The sequence below is a fragment of the Streptomyces sp. NPDC087440 genome (assembly GCF_044744005.1).
GTDB lineage: Bacteria > Actinomycetota > Actinomycetes > Streptomycetales > Streptomycetaceae > Streptomyces.
In genome coordinates, this window is record NZ_JBIUXN010000010.1 from 86,235 (window position 1) to 103,672 (window position 17,438).

Here is a 17,438-nt window from a genome sequence, read left to right on the forward strand (position 1 = left end):
TCTCCTCGTTGGTACGCCGGGGTTTCGACGCCACGGCGAGCTTGAATGGGATGTCCCCGACCGCTGTCGACCCTACCTCTCCGTAGACCAACCCGCCGCATCGAGTACGGCCGCGCCGTGGCCGGAACACACCGCGGCGGCCCGTACTCCCCAGTAGTGAAGCGGGTAGTACGGGCCGCCGGGACCTTTGTCCGTATTACTCAGCGTGACCGGAAGGGTCGGCTCCGGACGCTGTCGGTGTTCAGCCCTTGATGCTCTTCAGGGCCTTCTCCAGCAGCGTGGCGCGCTGCTTGGCGTCCGGCACGTGCTCCAGGCCGAAGCCCAGGAGCGCGGTGTCACGGGTGGTGACCGCCGCGTACGTGGCGAACAGTTCGCCGGTACGGGCCCACGGGCCGACGACCGGCGGGCTGCCGGCCGGCGACGCGGACGGGGCCCAGGCGCCGAGGCCCGCCTCGAAGCCGTCCACGGCCTGGTCGACGCCGCCGACGCTGATCCGTGCGTTGTCGGCGAAGACGCCGCGGCCCAGGCTGCCCGGGTCGGTGACGTACGACAGCGACAGCTCGACCTTCTTGCCGGCGTAGGCGCTCAGGTCGAAGGAGACCTGCTTCCAGCCGGAGGAGGTGCCGGTGAAGCTGTTCCACTGGCCGCTGGAACCGCTCGCGGTGCAGCCGTCGGCGCCCTGGGTCAGGTAGTGCGTGAGGAACGGGTGGGCCCGGATGAAGAACCCGGCCTCGCACTCGGCGGGGACGGCGTTCTTGGTGAGGCCGCTCGCCTCGGGCAGCGTCGTCCAGTCCTCGGCGCCGGTGGTGTGCGCCTCCAGCAGGGCGTGGTCGTACGCGGGCTCGGTGTTCCAGTTGAGCGCCATCTTCAGCTTCGGCTGGTCGGCCGCGGTGACGCCCGTGAGGTCCACGGTGCGGGTGAGGCGCTTCCAGTTGCTGTTGGTGCTGACCGCCGAGGCCATGCCCTGGCCCTCGTAGGGGGCGTACGGGTTGTTGATGCCCGTGTAGCGGCCCGCCTGGGCGCTCTTGAACTGCGGGAACTGCGCCGCCGGGAGCGAGTCCGAGGTGACCAGGTAGGAGCCCGCGGTGTCCAGCGGGTTGCCGGGGGCGCCGGTCAGCGGGGTGGTGACCCCTGACAGGCCGCCGGAACCGGCGAGACCGGTGGCGCCGGGGCTGTTCACCCGGCCGTAGGCACCCAGGTAGTACTGGCTGAAGTCGTCGGTGTCGGCCGGGCCGAGCTTGGCCTCGCCGCCCGCCTTCTCACCGGCCTCGACCAGCTTGCCGCCCTCGTTGAGGTAGGAGCGCAGCGCGAGCTGGGTCGGGCCGCCGGGCACGGAGGCGCCGGTGTAGTGCACCACCGCGTCGTAGTGGCCGAGGACGCCCAGCGGGTGCGGGGCGCCCTGCGTGGCGACGTCCCAGACGGTGGCGGAGCGGCCGTTGGCCTTCAGCGCGTCGACGTACTTCTGGACCTGCGTCGCGGGCGCGCCCTCCTCGGCGACCACCAGGTGGGCGGCCTTGGGGGTGTTGGCGAGCGTGTAGGTGAAGTGCTGGCTGGAGGTCGGCTTCCCGGCCTTCGTCTCGCCGGTGAACCAGACCTCGACCTTGTCGCCCGGCTTGCCGTCCTGGACCTTGGCCCGGTAGTCGTCGAAGTAGGTGTTGTCCTCGTCGCCGTAGCGCAGGCCGCCGTCCCAGGCCTTCAGCGCCTGGTCGTGCACCGCGCCGCCGTTGACGCGGTACTTGAGCTCCTTGTCACGCACCGACTTGCGGACCGTGACGTTGATCTCCTGGTCCTTGTCGCGGGCGTAGGAGACGGTGAACGGGTCCAGCGTGAAGTCCGGGGCGTCGATGCCGACGGAGGACTTCGGCTGGTCGGGCGTGAGCGTCGTCTCGGCGACGGAGAGCGCGAACGGGATGTTCTTGGCGAACTCCTGCTGGATCAGCTTCTCGTCGTCGGGGAAGTTGAAGCCGGAGAGGCAGTCCTCGGGCTTCCAGCGGTCGTTCGGGTCGATCCGGGAGGCCGTCTCGCAGGTGGTCATCTCCGGCGTGAACATCTTGATGCCGTTGACGTTGCCCGCGTGGCCGTCGGCCTCGCCGTTGGTGGTGTACAGCTCCGAGGAGACCTGCGGGTAGTAGCCGGGGACGGCCGAGTTCTCCGGGGTGCCGGCGAGGGCCTTGAGGGCCACGTCGTCGGGGGTGTTGGTGGCGACCTGCCAGCCCACTCCGTACAGCAGCAGCTCGGAGGCCGAGTGGTAGTTGATCGCGTACTTGAAGCCGATGCGCTTTTCGAACGCGTCGAGCGCCTTGGTCTCGGGCTCGGAGTTGGGGCCCGCGCCGCGGTAGGTCTCGTCGGTGGTGTCGGGGGACGAACCCTCGTTGTCGTAACCCCACTTGTAGGCGAAGTTGCGGTTGAGGTCGATGCCGTCGCCGGACTCGATGGTGCCGTTGCCGTTGACGTCGCGGAGGTTCTTGCGCCACAGCCGGACGTTGTCGTCGGTGCTGGTGAACGTGTAGTCGTAGCCGTCCGGGTTGGCGGACAGCAGGAACCACAGTTCGCTGGAGTCGACCAGCTTGGTGATCTGCGCGTTCTTGCCGTAGTTGTCGAGGTAGTGGTGCATCAGCCGCCGGTTCATCTCCGGGGTGATCCACTCACGCGCGTGCTGGTTGGACATGTACAGCGTCGAGGGCTTGGAGCCGTCGGCGGACTTCTTCGCGTTCTTGGTGAGCTTGAGAGCGAGGATGTCCTTGCCCTGGACCGTCTTGCCGATGCTGACCAGCTTGGTGATCCCGGGGTACTTCTGCGCGGTGGCCAGCAACTCCTCCTGGAGGCCGCCCTTTCCGCTGTACGGACGGAACACGCCGTCGCCGGGGACCGCGGCGGCCCGCGCCGCGGCGGCGGAGACCTTGCGCTCGCTGATGGAGACGCCCTGCGTGCGCAGTTCGGCGGCCTGCTTCTGGGTGAGGATCAGCTCGACGGTGGCGGTGCCCTTGGCCGGGACGCGCTCGCTGAGCTCGTGGGCGTCGGTACCCGCCTTGAGCAGCAGCGGCACCTGGGCCTGGGTGACCGTGGCGTTCCACACGGAGATGTCGTCGCCGCCCCGGGCGGCGTCCCCGGCGGGCTGCGCCTGGGCCACGGGTATCGCTGTGCCCCCGGCGATCCCGGCTATCAGCAGTGAAGATGCGGCGAGGATCGATCTCGCTCTGCGTCTCATGTGCCCCCCTTGCTGTTGTCTGTCACGTGAGTGAACAGACGTCAGAATCATGACCATTCATGGTCACGTCAAGAGCACATCAGCAACACAACAAGCTGCCCCTGACACCCAATGGGGCGCCAGGGGCGGCTAGTTGTGGCGGAGTCATGAATTCCGCAGCACAGGGGCCCTGCGGACTACAGGCTCGTGGCCATTCCGTTGGCCATGCCCGGCGTCATCGTCCCGGTCATGCTGCCCGTCAGGTTGCTCGGCGCGTTGCCGCTCAGGGGCCCGTTGTCGGCGAGGGCGGCACTGTTGGCGAGGGAGGCGGCGAGGCCCTTGGCCATCTCCTCCTCGATCTCCTCGGTCATGTCCTCGGTGAGGTTGCACTCCGTACCGGGGATGCCGAGGTCCTGGGCCCGCTTGTCCGCCATGGCGAGCAGGCGGCGGATGCGGCCCGCGACGGCGTCCTTGGTGAGCGGCGGGTCGGCGAGCGCGCCCAGCTCCTCCAGCGAGGCCTGCTTGTGCTCCATGCGCAGGCGGCCCGCCGCGGCGAGGTGCTCGGGCACCTCCTCGCCGAGGATCTCCAGCGCACGCTGCACGCGGGCACCGGCGGCGACGGCGGCGCGGGCGCTGCGGCGCAGGTTGGCGTCGTCGAAGTTGGCGAGCCGGTTGGCGGTGGCGCGGACCTCGCGGCGCATCCGCCGCTCCTCCCAGGCCAGTACCGACTCGTGCGCGCCGAGCCGGGTCAGCAGGGCGCCGATCGCGTCGCCGTCCCGTACGACGACCCGGTCCACGCCGCGCACCTCGCGGGCCTTGGCCCCGATGGAGAGCCTGCGGGCCGCGCCGACCAGTGCGAGCGCGGCCTCCGGGCCGGGGCAGGTGACCTCCAGGGAGGACGAGCGGCCCGGCTCGGTGAGGGAGCCGTGCGCGAGGAAGGCCCCGCGCCAGGCCGCCTCGGCGTCACAGGTGGCCCCCGAGACCACCTGCGGGGGAAGTCCCCGGATGGGGCGTCCGCGGCCGTCCACGAGGCCGGTCTGGCGTGCGAGTTGATCGCCGCCCGCCACGACCCGTACGAGATAGCGCGAACCCCGGCGAAGACCGCTGGGGGCCATCACCACGAGCTCCGAGCTGTGCCCGAAGATCTCCAGAATGTCCTTCTTCAGCCTGCGTGCCGCATAGCTGATGTCCAGCTCCGCCTCGATCACGATGCGCCCGCTCACCAGGTGCAGGCCGCCCGCGAACCGGAGGATCGCCGAGACCTCTGCCTTTCTGCAGCAGGTCCGGGTGACGGGGAGCCGGGAGATTTCGTCCTTCACCGCTGCCGTCATCGCCATGGGCCGATCCTTCCATGCATCCGAAAAATACGGTCGTACGCGGCTGCCAGGAGCTCCGGGTCGTGCTTGGGGGCTCCGTCGGGCCGGGCCACCGGCGCCAGCTCGACCGTCGCACCGAGCCGTTTGGCGGCATCGGCGAGTTCGGGAAGGTCGGGCACGGCGGCCTGGTCGGCCAGCACCACGTCGAAGGCGAGTTTAGGGGCGTGTCGGGCCAAAACCTCCAAATGACGTTGCGGTGAAAAGCCCTCGGTTTCGCCCGGTTGGGGCGCGAGATTGAGGGACAGAATCCGCCTCGCCTTGGTCTCCACCAGGGCATCGAGCAGTTCTGGGACCAACAGGTGGGGGATCACCGAGGAGAACCAGGAACCGGGTCCGAGAACCACCCAGTCGGCGTCACGAACCGCCGCCACGGCCTCCGGAACGGCCGGCGGATCGTGCGGTACGAGGTGCACCGACTGCACCTCGCCGGGGGTCAGCGCGACGGTCGCCTGGCCGCGCACGGTGTCGACGTCGTCGGGTCGCTCGGGGTCGTGGCCGCGTACGAGCGCCTGGAGCTCCAGCGGGACCGCGGACATGGGCAGCACCCGGCCGTGCGCTCCCAGGAGCTTGCCGACCAGGTCCAGGGCCTGCACGTGGTCGCCGAGCTGCTCCCACAGGGCGACGATCAGCAGATTGCCGACCGCGTGCTCGTGCAGGTCGCCCTTGGACTCGAAGCGGTGCTGGATGACGCGGGACCAGGTCTGCCCCCATTCGTCGTCCCCGCACAGCGCGGCGAGCGCCTTGCGCAGGTCGCCGGGGGGCAGGACGCCCAGCTCCTCCCGGAGCCGGCCGCTGGAGCCGCCGTCGTCGGCGACGGTGACGACGGCGGTCAGGTCGCCCGTGATGCGCCGCAGCGCGGTGAGCGAGGCGGACAGGCCCATGCCGCCGCCGAGGGCGACGACCTTGGGCGTGGCGCCGCGCCTGCCGCGTGCGGCGCGCGGGGAGGGCTCACTGCCGAGCGCGGAGGTGACCCTGCGCAGGCGGTGCAGCCGGACGGTGCGGTTGGTCACTCGCGCCCCATGTCCCGGTGGACGACGACGGTCTCGACGCCCTCGGTGGACAGGCGGGCGGCCAGCTTCTCGGACATGGCGACCGAGCGGTGCTTGCCGCCGGTGCAGCCGACCGCGATGGTGACGTACCGCTTGCCCTCGCGGCGGTAGCCGGTGGCGATGAGCTGGAGGAGCTCGGTGTAGCGGTCGAGGAACTCCTTGGCGCCGGGCTGGTTGAAGACGTAGCCCGACACCTCCTCGTTGAGGCCGGTGAAGGGGCGCAGCTCCGGGACCCAGTGCGGGTTGGGCAGGAAGCGGCAGTCCACCACGAGGTCGGCGTCGACGGGCAGGCCGTACTTGTAGCCGAAGGACATGACGGTGGCGCGCAGCTCCGGCTCCTCGTCCCCGGCGAACTGGGCGTCCATCTTGGCGCGCAGTTCGTGGACGTTGAGGCTGGAGGTGTCGATCACCAGGTCGGCGTCGCCGCGCAGCTCGCGCAGCAGGTCGCGCTCGGCGGCGATGCCGTCGGTGATGCGGCCGTCGCCCTGGAGGGGGTGCGGGCGGCGGACCGACTCGAAGCGGCGGACCAGGGCGTCGTCGGAGGACTCCAGGAAGACGATGCGCCGGTGGACGCCCTTGGCGTCGAGGTCGGCGAGGGATTCGCGGAGGTTGTCGAAGAAGCGGCGGCCGCGGACGTCGACGACGACGGCGATGCGGGCGACGTTGCCCTGGGAGCGGGCGCCGAGCTCCACCATGGTGGGGATCAGCGCGGGCGGCAGGTTGTCGACGACGAACCAGCCGAGGTCCTCCAGGCACTTCGCGGCGGTGCTGCGGCCGGCCCCGGACATGCCGGAGATGATGACCAGCTCGGGGATGGGCGTCTCGGCGGCCTCGGCGGTCTCCCGCGTGGTGCCCGTACTCACGTGTGCTCCGTCTCGGTCGGTGTCCTGGCCCGGTGCGGGGCCCGGTGCAGGGCCTCGGTCAGGCTCTGGGCTGCTCTGCTGGGTCATGTGTGCTTCCCCCGTTCTCCGACGGGGTGGCCGCGGGTGCGGTTGCCTCGTCGTCCTCAATGATCTCTCCTGTCGCCGTGTTCACGGCGGGTGCGGCCGGAGCCGCCGCTGCGAGGGCCGCGGCGACGGTCTCGGCCGTTTTGCGGCCTATCCCCGGAACCTCGCAGATCTGATCAATTGTGGCGGATCGGAGCTTCTTCACCGAACCGAAGTGCTTGACGAGTGCCTGCTTGCGGGTCTCGCCCAGGCCCGGTACGTCGTCCAGGGGCCCCGCACGGAAGCGCTTGGCCCGCTTGCTGCGCTGGTAGGTGATGGCGAAGCGGTGGGCTTCGTCACGAACCCGCTGGAGGAGGTAGAGGCCCTCGCTGGTGCGCGGCAGGACCACCGGGTCGTCCTCGTCGGGCAGCCAGACCTCTTCGAGGCGCTTGGCGAGGCCGCAGACGGCGACGTCGTCGATGCCCAGCTCGTCCAGGGCCCGCTGGGCCGCGGCGACCTGCGGCTGCCCGCCGTCGACCACCACGAGCTGCGGCGGGTAGGCGAAGCGCTTGGGCCGGCCGTCGTCCTCCTGGAGCTGCTCCTCGGGGATCTCGCCGCCCATGAGGTCGCCGGTCTTCTCCTTGGCGGAGAGGTACCGCTTGAAGCGCCGGGTGATCACCTCGTGCATGGAGCGGACGTCGTCCTGGCCCTCGAAGCTCTTGATCTCGAAGCGCCGGTACTCGCTCTTGCGGGCCAGGCCGTCCTCGAAGACCACCATGGAGGCCACCACGTCGTCGCCCTGGAGGTGCGAGATGTCGTAGCACTCGATGCGCAGGGGGGCGCCGTCCAGGCCGAGGGCCTCGGCGATCTCCTCCAGGGCGCGCGAGCGGGTGGTCAGGTCGGAGGCGCGCTTGGTCTTGTGCAGGACCAGGGACTGCTGCGCGTTGCGCTGGACCGTCGCCATGAGGTCCTTCTTGTCGCCGCGCTGCGGGATGCGCAGCGAGACGTTGGAGCCGCGCTTGGCGGTCAGCCACTGGTTGACGGCGGCCGTGTCCTCGGGGAGCGCGGGGACGAGCACCTCCTTGGGCACCGCCTCGCCGCTCTCCTCGCCGTACAGCTGCTGGAGGGCGTGCTCCACCAGGCCGGAGGTGTCGACGTTCTCGACCTTGTCGGTGACCCAGCCGCGCTGGCCGCGCACGCGTCCGCCGCGGACGTGGAAGATCTGCACGGCGGCCTCCAGCTCGTCCTCGGCGAGGGCGATGAGGTCGGCGTCGGTGGCGTCGTTGAAGACGATCGCGTTCTTCTCCAGGGCCCGCTTCAGCGCCTCTATGTCGTCGCGCAGGCGGGCGGCCTTCTCGTACTCCATGTCCTCGGCGGCGATCATCATCTGCTGCTCGATGCGCTGGAGGTGGGTGCCGGTGCGGCCGGCCATGAAGTCGCAGAAGTCCTCGGCCAGTTCGCGGTGCTCCTCGGGGGTGACCTTGCCGACGCAGGGGGCGGCGCACTTGCCGATGTAGCCGAGCAGGCAGGGGCGGCCGATCTGGGCGGAGCGCTTGAAGACACCGGCGGAGCAGGTGCGCACGGGGAAGACGCGGAGCATCAGGTCGACGGTCTCGCGGATCGCCCAGGCGTGGCCGTACGGACCGAAGTAGCGCACGCCCTTCTTCTTGGGGCCGCGCATCACCTGGACGCGCGGGAACTCCTCGTTCATCGTCACCGCGAGGTGCGGATAGCTCTTGTCGTCGCGGTACTTGACGTTGAACCGGGGGTCGAACTCCTTGATCCAGGAGTACTCCAGCTGGAGCGCCTCGACCTCGGTGGAGACGACCGTCCACTCCACGGACGCGGCGGTGGTGACCATCGTGCGCGTACGGGGGTGGAGGTTGGCCAGGTCCTGGAAGTACGAGGACAGCCGCGGGCGCAGGCTCTTGGCCTTCCCGACGTAGATCACCCGGCGGTGCTCGTCGCGGAAGCGGTAGACCCCCGGCGAGTCGGGGATCTGGCCCGGCTTGGGACGGTAGCTGGAGGGATCTGCCATGGGTGAAGCCTACTTGCGGGCACTGACAGTCGGGGGGGCCCGGGGGGGGGCCCCCCCCCGGGGGGGGGGGGCCCCCACCCCTTCGTGCGCTTGCGCCCGCGTACGACCCGGAAGCCCCCCGCGGCGCGGAGCACCGCCCCCCCCGCGGCCCCCCCCGGGGGTGGGGGGGTGGGGGCGGGGGTGGGGGGGGTGGGGGGGGGGGGGGGGGAGGGGGAGGGGGGGGGGGGGGGGCAGGAGGGGGGGGGGGGGGGGGGGGCCCCCCCCCGACTGTGGTGCGGTGACTGCTACTGCTGCGTGCGCTTGCGCAGTCGTACGACGGTGAAGCCCGCGGCGGCGAGGAGCACGGCCGCTCCCCCGGCGGCCACGGGGGCGGCCTTGCTGCCGCTGTCGGAGGCGCTCTCCCCGGAGGCGCTCTCCTCGGCGGCGGCGCCGTAGCCGCCCGCCTTGCCCTGCTGTGCGTAGGCGGTGCCGGGCAGCTTGTCGGCGTACGCGGCGTGGACGCGCTTCTGGTAGGCGGCGAGGGTGGTGCCCTTGGCGCCGACGGCGCGGGTGGCGTCCTCGTCGAGCGGCAGCACCCGGGTGGCGTCGTGGACGTACCAGGCGTCGATCTGGGGCTCGCGGAAGACGGTGCCGCCGGGGAGGGCGCGAGCACCGGCACTGGCGTAGCGGGTCTCGTCGTCGCCGGTGGCGATGTTCACGACCTTCCACGCACCGTCGTGGGGTGCCATCCACAGGGAGGCCCTCTGGCCGTCGGAGGCGACGGCGGTGGTGGCCATGAAGTCGAGTTTGCTGGCCGCAGCGCCCTTCTTGCCGGCGACGAAGTCGGCGGAGAGCGTGTGCACCGGCACGGTGGCGTCCTGCACCCGGGGTGCGGCCGCACTGCGGGCGACGGCTCCGTCGCGGGCGAAGAAGCGCGACAGGGTGTCGAGGGTGGTGGGGGCGGTGGCCGCCTGGTGGGCCTTGGCGGCGGGGGTCTCGTCGGCCGTGGCCTCGGCGGCGGCGCCGAGCAGCAGGGTGGCGGTGACGGCCGCGAGGGCGGCTGCTCTGAGGGTCTTGGTGTGGGGGGCCTTGGCGTGGAGTGTCATGGCGTCACGCCCCGATCTTGTAGAGCGAGTGGGTCCAGGAGAACTCGTTGTTGTTGACGTACCAGTCGTGCGAGGCCCAGTTGTAGCGGCTGTTGGTCTGCCACGGGTCGCCCCAGTAGACCCAGCTGTTGGCCGTGTCGTAGCCGTAGAGGACGTGCATGTGACCGCCGCCGCTGGACCACTGGATGCGGGTCTCTATCGGGCGGTTGGCGGATATCTCGGTCTGCACGGTCGGGTAGCGCAGCCAGCCGGTGACGTAGGAGCCCGGGTTGATGCCCGCCCAGCTCAGGCCGGTCTGGACGTTGCCCAGGGTGGCCTGGTTGTTGGGGCAGGTGGTGTTCTGGTTGCGGTTGAAGGCGGCGTTGCAGAACTGGTTCTGGCTGTAGGTGCGGCCGAACCAGGTGGCGATGGTGTTGCCGGAGGCGGCCCAGCACCAGTTGGTCTTCTCCTGGGCCTGCATGGTGATGTTCAGCCGCTTGGCGGCCAGCAGGGGCGCGGCGGCGGGCTGCTGCTCGGCTGCGGCGGCGGGACGGTCGTCGGCGGGGGCGGCGGTCGCCGTCGCCGTGGGGACGGCGAGCAGCAGGGCGGCGGTCAGGACGGCCGGGGAGAGCCGTCTGAGGGTCGTGCGGGGACGGGTGTCGCTTCGATCGCGCATCGCGTTCCTCCCGAGGCGGGGGGTGGTGGGGTATCCCCTGCTCGAACGAAGTTGAGAGCTTGGGGAAGTGGAGGAGCGCGTCCGGACGCTGTTGAGGAGCATCGGGTGTTGTCGAGTGCAGGTCAACACGCTTCAATGCGGGGTGACGCGGAGCTGTGAACGCGGTGGCCCGGATGTGAACGGACCCCTCCCGTCCACCAGCCCGCTTCGCCGACGGCGGCGCGCCGGCGCGGTGTGCCTCCGTGAACGTTCACTGCCAGCGGAGGAGCCGTGATGCGGCAGCACCCGACACCGGACACCGACGACGGCGCCCCCGGGGAAGCCGACCTGGAGCAGTTGCTGCGGACCGGGCCCTTCCATCTGGCGCTGCGGGCGGCGCTGCAACTGCGCGGGCTGCCGTTGCAGCGCGTACGCCACCACCTGGCGGGGCGCGGCATCACGGTGGGGGTGACCAGCCTCAGCTACTGGCAGCAGGGGGCGCGCCGTCCGCAGCGGCCCGAATCGCTGCGCGCGGTGCGGGAGTTGGAGGACGTGCTGCGGCTGCCCGCCGAGTCGCTGATCCGGCTGCTGGTGGCGGAGGGCGCGGGGGCGGACGGCGAGCGCCCGCAGGGCCGCTCGTACCGGGCGCTGGTGGAGGCGTCGGGGTCGGTGGAGATGCTGCTGGCGGAGCTGGAGTCACCGGTCGACGGCGGCCTGCACACGGTCGGCCATCACGAGCGCGTACGGATCGGGCCCGACCGGGAGCTGGTGGGGCGCGACTCCCAGCACGTGGTCCGGGCGCACCGGGACGGCGTCGACCGCTATCTGGCCGTGCATCACGGCGACCCGGGCTGCGATCCGTCCCGGGTGGCGGTGCGGGCCGGGGAGAACTGCCGCACCGGGCGGGTGCGGTGGCACCGGGAGACCGGGCTCGTCGTGGCGGAGATGCTGTTCGACGCGCGGCTGCGGGCCGGGGACACGTACTTCTTCGAGTACGGCTTCGAGGACGGCACCGGCGGGCCCTGCGTGGAGTACCTGCGCGGCTTCAGCTTCGCGGGCGGGCAGTACCTGCTCCAGGTGCGCTTCGACGAGCGGGCGCTGCCGGTGCGGTGCCGCCGCTTCGCCCAGTCGTCGGCCGGGGCGCCGAGGGCGGCGCGGCAGGACCTGACGCTGAGCGGGCGGCACGGCACGGTGCACTTCGTGGAGCAGGGGGTGCGGCCGGGGATTCTGGGGGTCGACTGGGACTGGGACTAGCTCCCTGACCGTTTCTGATCGGTTCGACCCACCGGACGGTGACCGGTGGTGCCCGGTTCAGGCGGCTGTGGGGTGACCGGTTCCGGCAGCTGCGGGTGACCGGTTCCGGCAGCTGCGGGTGACCGGTTCCGGCAGCTGCGGGTGACCGGTTCAGGCGTCCGGGCCCGCGATCAGCTTGCCGTCCTTGACCTTGACCGGGACGGCGGGCAGCGGCGCGGTGGCGGGGCCCTTGAGGGCCTGACCGGTGGTGGTGTCGAAGCGGCTGCCGTGGCAGGGACAGTTGCCCTCGTTGCCCTCGACCCGGTCGAGCTCGCAGCCCGCGTGGGTGCACTGGGCGCTGAACGCCTTGTACTCGCCCTTCTTGGGGCAGCTCACGATCACCCGCTGCTCCCTGTACAGCTTGGAGCCGCCGACCGGCACCGCCGCCGGGTCGCCGAGGTCGACCGGGGCGGTCGGGGTCGGCGTCTGGGCGTGCCCGAGCTTGGACTCGGTGGAGCAGGCGGCGGCGCCGAGCCCGGCGGCCCCGGCGAGTGCGACGCCCTTGAGGACGGTGCGGCGGGCGGCGGACGGGATGCCGGACATGGGGCTCTCCACGGGTGCGGTGCGAGTGGGCGACGGCTCCGCGCGGCCGCGTGCGGCGGGGCGCGATGCCGCCTTGACGATACCTGTGGGGCGGGCGGGGCCGGTGCGCCGGGGAGCGCGTCGGAGCGGGGCGGGACCCCGGCCGGACCCCGGCCCGACCTGGTTTGACGCGGGCGCGTCAGGTCCCGGGGAGGGTGTCCGGAAGCTCCTCGTCCGGCACGCCGGGCGACACCGCGGGGCAGGAGGTCCCGTCGTCCGGGAGCACGCCGTCCAGCACGTAGGCGTCGGTCTTCTCACGGATGCACGGGGAGCTGCCGTACGCACCGTGTCCCTCGCCGTCGTAGCGCAGCACGACCGCGTTGCCGAGCCGCCGCGCGGTCTCCTCGGTCCACCGGTACGGGGTGGCGGGGTCGCCCTTGGTGCCGATCAGCAGGATCTTGGGGGCCTTGACGTTCTCCACGGTGCGGACGTAGTCGGAGCCCGCGGGCCAGCCGGTGCAGGAGATCGCGCCGCCCATCATGTCGCGGCCGAAGTCCGGGGAGGCCTGGGTGAACTCCTTCTCGATCTGCGCGAGTTCCTCCTTGGTGACGGGCGTACGGTCCGGGTCGTCGGCACAGTTGACGGCGAGGATGGCCTCGTCGCCGTTGCCGGGCTGGTCGGCGAGGTCGTTGAGCTCGGCGAGGATCGCGGGGTCGCGGTTCTTGTCGATCTCCGCGATGCCGAACGCGAGCGCGCCCCAGGCCTGGGGAACGTACATCGACGTGCTCATGGCGGCGCGCAGTTCCGCCACGCCGAACTCGGTGCCGTCCTCGGCCTTGAGCGGGGCCTTGGTGAGGGAGGCGACGACCCGGTCCACGGCGCGGGTGGCGTCCTTGACCGTACCGCCGAGCGGACAGTCCGCCGTGTACTGCTCGGCGCAGGTGGCCAGGAAGGTGTCGAAGGCCCGCTGGAAGGCGCGGGCCTGGTTCAGGCCGGAGACCCGGGAGTTCTCGGTGAGGGTGTCCACGGCGTCCAGGACGAGGCGTCCGGAGCGGTCCGGGAACTGGGACGCGTACACGGACCCGAGCCGGGTCCCGTACGAGATGCCCATGTAATTCAGCTTCTCGTCGCCCAGTGCCTGGCGCAGGACGTCCATGTCGCGGGAGACGTTGATGGTGCCGACGTGCGGCAGCAGCTTGCCGGTGTGCCGGGCACAGGCGGCGGCGATGTCCTTGGCCTCCTTGACCAGCGCGTCGGCGTCGATCTGCCGGCCCGCGGGCGGCGTCTGCGGGGCGCCGTCGCCCTCCTCCAGCTCCTCCTCGGCCTCCTTGCCGCAGGTGACCGGCGAACTCCGCCCCACCCCCCGGGGGTCAAAGCTCACCAGGTCGTACCGCTTCCCCAGGCTCTTGTACGTGTCCTTGGCCTCGGCCAGCGTGGTGACGCCGGAGGCGCCGGGGCCGCCGAAGTTGAACACGAGGGAGCCCTTGCGGTCGCCGTCCGCCCCGGTGGCGCGGTAGCGGCCGACGGCGAGGGCGATCGTGCCGAGGTCGGGCTTGCCGTAGTCGATCGGGACGGTCAGGCGGGAGCACTCCATGCCCTTGAGGGCGGTGCCGCCGTTGGGCACCTCCTCGGCCTTGCAGTCGCCCCAGGTGAGCTTCTGCTCGTAGAAGCGGGTGAGGTCGGGGGTGTCCGCCGCGGTGGCGGGGCCGGTGGCGACCACCGTTCCGGCGAGGAGGAGGACCGTACCGGCGACACCGGTGGCCGTGGTGCGTATCTGCATGTCCGGGACTGCCCTTCGTGCGACGGTCCCCCCGCCGGTCACCCTAAGAGGTGCGGCACCCGCACGCAGTGCGGGCCGGAACCCCCTGGTGAGGAGGGTTCCGGCCCGCTTCCTTGCGCGGTCGGCGCCGGGTCCTTCGGCGGTCGGCCTCAGGCCTTGCCGGGTGCCGTTCCGGCTGTACGGGCTCGGGCTCCGGGCCCTCGGGCCGTTAGGCCTTTCGGGTGCGCGCCGTGGCCTTCTTCGCCGGTGCGGCCTTCGCGGGTGCGGCCTTCTTGGCCGTGGCCTTCTTCGCCGTGGCCTTCTTGGCGGCCGGTTCGGCGGCGGCCGTCTTGCGGCTCACTGCCTTCGTGGCCGTCTTCTTGGCGGCGACGGCCTTGGTCGCGGCGACCGTCTTCGTCGCCGTCTTGCGGGCCACGGCCTTCTTGCGTCCGGCCGCCGGGGTCGCGTCGCTGATCCGGCTGGGGTCGAGGATGTCCCGCAGGAACTTGCCGGTGTGGCTGGCAGGCACCCCCGCCACCTCCTCCGGCGTGCCCTCGGCGACGACCAGGCCGCCGCCCTTGCCGCCCTCGGGACCCATGTCCACGACCCAGTCGGCGGTCTTGATGACGTCGAGGTTGTGCTCGATGACGATCACCGAGTTCCCCTTCTCGACAAGCCCCTCCAGGATCTTGATGAGCTTGCTGATGTCCTCGAAGTGCAGACCGGTGGTCGGCTCGTCCAGGATGTAGACGCTCCGCCCCGACGACCGCTTCTGGAGCTCGGCGGCCAGCTTGACGCGCTGCGCCTCACCGCCGGAGAGCGTGGTCGCGGCCTGCCCGAGGCGCACGTACCCGAGACCGACCTCGTTCAGGGTCTGGAGGTAGCGGGCGATGGAGGTGACCGGCTCGAAGAAGTCGAGGGCCTCCTCGATCGGCATGTTGAGCACCTCGGCGATGTTCTTGCCCTTGTAGTGCACTTCGAGCGTCTCGCGGTTGTAGCGCGCGCCGTGGCACACCTCGCACGGGACGTAGACGTCCGGCAGGAAGTTCATCTCGATCTTGATGGTGCCGTCGCCGGAGCAGTTCTCGCAGCGGCCGCCCTTGACGTTGAAGGAGAACCGGCCCTGCTGGTAGCCCCGGACCTTCGCCTCGGTCGTCTCCGCGAACAGCTTGCGGATCTTGTCGAAGACACCGGTGTACGTCGCCGGGTTGGACCGCGGGGTGCGGCCGATCGGCGACTGGTCGACGTGCACGACCTTGTCGAGGAGTTCGTCGCCCTCCACCCGGGTGTGGCGGCCCGGGACGCTGCGCGCACCGTTCAGCTCGCGCGCCAGGTGTGTGTAGAGGATGTCGTTGACCAGCGTCGACTTGCCGGACCCGGAGACGCCGGTGACGGCGGTCAGGACGCCGAGGGGGAAGGTGACGTCGATGTCCCGCAGGTTGTTCTCCCGCGCCCCGTGCACCGTGAGGTGCCGCGAGGGGTCGACGGGACGGCGTACGTCCGGCGTCGGGATGGCGCGCTTGCCCGACAGGTACTGGCCGGTGATGGACTCCTTGTTGGCCAGCAGGCCCTTCATGGAGCCGCTGTGCACGACCTTGCCGCCGTGCTCACCGGCGCCGGGGCCGATGTCGACGATCCAGTCGGCGACCTTCATGGTGTCCTCGTCGTGCTCGACGACGATCAGCGTGTTGCCCATGTCGCGCAGCCGCACCAGCGTCTCGATGAGGCGGTGGTTGTCGCGCTGGTGCAGACCGATGGACGGCTCGTCCAGGACGTACAGCACACCCACCAGACCGGACCCGATCTGGGTGGCGAGCCGGATGCGCTGGGCCTCGCCGCCGGACAGGGAGCCTGCGGGGCGGTTCAGCGACAGGTAGTCCAGACCCACGTCGACCAGGAACCGCAGTCGCTCGTTGACCTCCTTGAGCACTCGCTCGGCGATCGTCTTGTCGCGGTCGTTCAGCGTGAGCTGCGCGAGGAAGTCGGCGCACTCGCTGATCGACATCGAGGAGACCTCGGCGATGGACTTCTCCATCACCGTGACCGCGAGGATCAGCGGCTTGAGGCGCGTGCCCTCACAGGTGGGGCAGGGCACCTCGCGCATGTAGCCCTCGAAGCGCTCGCGGCTGGAGTCGCTGTCGGACTCCGCGTGCCGCCGCTTCACGAACGGCACCGCGCCCTCGAAGGAGGTGGTGTAGGCGCGCTCGCGGCCGTAGCGGTTGCGGTAGCGGACCTCGATCTGCGTCTTGTGGCCGTACAGCAGGGCCTTCTTGGCGCGCTGCGGCAGGCCCGCCCACGCCATCGACGTGCTGAAGCCGAGCTCGCTCGCCAGGGCATTGACCAGGCGGGCGAAGTAGTCCTTGGTGTGTCCGTGCGACCAGGGGTGGATGGCGCCCTCGTCGAGGGACTTGTCCGGGTCGGGGACGATCAGCTCGGGGTCGACCTCCATGCGCGTACCGATGCCGGAGCAGTCGGGGCAGGCGCCGAAGGGCGAGTTGAAGGAGAAGGAGCGCGGCTCCAGCTCCTCGAACGACAGGTCGTCGTACGTGCAGTACAGGTGCTCGGAGTACATCCGCTCGCGGTCGGGGTCGTCCGCGTCGAGGTCGACGAAGTCGAGGATGACCATGCCGCCGGAGAGCCCGAGGGCGGTCTCCACGGAGTCCGTGAGGCGGCGCTTGGCGCTCTCCTTCACGGTGAGGCGGTCGATGACCACCTCGATCGTGTGCTTCTCCTGCTTCTTGAGCGTGGGCGGCTCGGTCAGCTGGATGGTCTCGCCGTCGACCCGGGCACGGCTGTAGCCCTTGGTCTGGAGGTCCGCGAAGAGGTCGACGAACTCGCCCTTGCGCTCGCGCACCAGCGGCGAGAGCACCTGGAAGCGGCTGCCCTCGGGCAGCTCCAGGACCTTGTCGACGATGGCCTGCGGGGACTGCCGGGCGATCGGACGGCCGCACTCGGGGCAGTGCGGCTTGCCGATGCGGGCGAAGAGCAGACGGAGGTAGTCGTAGACCTCGGTGATGGTGCCGACCGTCGAGCGCGGGTTGCGCGAGGTCGACTTCTGGTCGATGGAGACGGCGGGCGAGAGACCTTCGATGAAGTCCACGTCCGGCTTGTCCATCTGGCCGAGGAACTGCCGCGCGTAGGAGGAGAGCGACTCGACGTAGCGGCGCTGCCCCTCGGCGAAGATCGTGTCGAACGCGAGGGAGGACTTGCCCGAACCGGAGAGCCCCGTGAACACGATGAGGGAGTCGCGGGGGAGGTCGAGCGAGACGTTTTTGAGGTTGTGCTCGCGAGCGCCACGAACGATGAGACGGTCGGCCACGCCGGTTCGCACCTTTCTGGAGAAGAAAGCAGGTGCTGAGAAGCAGGCTGCTGAGGTGGAGTGCCACGGACACGAGGTCGTGCAACACGGTCGTACAGAGCGGTCGCCGAGCCTCGGGCACCGCTCCCTGTCCAACGGTATCCCCGGGCTCGGATGTTCCCTTCGAGCGTATAGCACGTACATTCGATTTGTGGCCAGATGGCATGTGCTTCACCCGAACGAGTGGCTGCGTCTTGCGCGGCGGCCTATC

Annotated in this window: 10 protein-coding genes and 1 pseudogene; 1 reads left to right on the plus strand and 10 read right to left on the minus strand. The window is 70.8% G+C overall.

Features of this window, described 5'->3' with window-relative positions:
• Positions 1–241: 241 nt before the first annotated feature.
• From ACIO3O_RS20900 to ACIO3O_RS20930, 7 genes and pseudogenes are all read right to left on the minus strand, one after another.
• Positions 242–3,208 (minus strand): M14 family zinc carboxypeptidase, encoded by a 2,967-nt coding sequence (locus ACIO3O_RS20900; protein WP_401747911.1) that lies wholly within the window; start codon positions 3,206–3,208, stop codon positions 242–244.
• 335 nt (positions 3,209–3,543) lie between these two features.
• Positions 3,544–4,524 (minus strand): annotated as a pseudogene (gene whiA, locus ACIO3O_RS20905) (DNA-binding protein WhiA); the annotation flags it as partial.
• A complete protein-coding gene (gene yvcK, locus ACIO3O_RS20910) occupies positions 4,515–5,573 on the minus strand; it encodes a uridine diphosphate-N-acetylglucosamine-binding protein YvcK (protein ID WP_401747914.1) in 1,059 nt (352 codons plus the stop codon). The gene yvcK and the pseudogene whiA, both read right to left, overlap by 10 nt.
• Positions 5,570–6,562, minus strand: a complete 993-nt coding sequence (rapZ, locus tag ACIO3O_RS20915) for an RNase adapter RapZ (RefSeq protein ID WP_401747916.1) — start codon at positions 6,560–6,562, stop codon at positions 5,570–5,572. Before rapZ ends, yvcK begins: the two co-directional genes overlap by 4 nt.
• Positions 6,534–8,576, minus strand: a complete 2,043-nt coding sequence (uvrC, locus tag ACIO3O_RS20920) for an excinuclease ABC subunit UvrC (RefSeq protein ID WP_401747918.1) — start codon at positions 8,574–8,576, stop codon at positions 6,534–6,536. Before uvrC ends, rapZ begins: the two co-directional genes overlap by 29 nt.
• A gap of 284 nt (positions 8,577–8,860) precedes the next feature.
• Positions 8,861–9,661 carry a hypothetical protein gene (locus ACIO3O_RS20925; protein ID WP_401747921.1) on the minus strand — a complete coding sequence of 267 codons (801 nt, stop codon included), beginning with the start codon at positions 9,659–9,661 and terminating at the stop codon, positions 8,861–8,863.
• A gap of 4 nt (positions 9,662–9,665) precedes the next feature.
• Positions 9,666–10,316 carry a papain-like cysteine protease family protein gene (locus ACIO3O_RS20930; RefSeq protein WP_401747923.1) on the minus strand — a complete coding sequence of 217 codons (651 nt, stop codon included), beginning with the start codon at positions 10,314–10,316 and terminating at the stop codon, positions 9,666–9,668.
• A gap of 273 nt (positions 10,317–10,589) precedes the next feature.
• Between ACIO3O_RS20930 and ACIO3O_RS20935 the strand changes: the two genes are divergently transcribed.
• On the plus strand, positions 10,590–11,549 hold the full coding sequence (locus ACIO3O_RS20935; RefSeq protein WP_401747926.1) for a hypothetical protein: 960 nt from the start codon (positions 10,590–10,592) through the stop codon (positions 11,547–11,549).
• 150 nt (positions 11,550–11,699) lie between these two features.
• Here the strand turns inward: ACIO3O_RS20935 and ACIO3O_RS20940 are convergent, their stop codons facing one another.
• The 3 genes from ACIO3O_RS20940 to uvrA all read right to left on the minus strand — a co-directional run bounded on the left by ACIO3O_RS20940 (position 11,700) and on the right by uvrA (position 17,188).
• Complete coding sequence (locus ACIO3O_RS20940; protein ID WP_401747928.1) at positions 11,700–12,131, minus strand: Rieske (2Fe-2S) protein; 432 nt, start codon at positions 12,129–12,131, stop codon at positions 11,700–11,702.
• 178 nt (positions 12,132–12,309) lie between these two features.
• Positions 12,310–13,890: an alpha/beta hydrolase gene (locus ACIO3O_RS20945; protein WP_401747931.1), complete on the minus strand. Its 1,581-nt coding sequence runs from the start codon at positions 13,888–13,890 to the stop codon at positions 12,310–12,312.
• A gap of 208 nt (positions 13,891–14,098) precedes the next feature.
• Positions 14,099–17,188, minus strand: coding sequence for an excinuclease ABC subunit UvrA (uvrA, locus tag ACIO3O_RS20950; protein WP_401747934.1), 3,090 nt, complete (start codon positions 17,186–17,188; stop codon positions 14,099–14,101).
• Between the last annotated feature and the right edge of the window lie 250 nt (positions 17,189–17,438).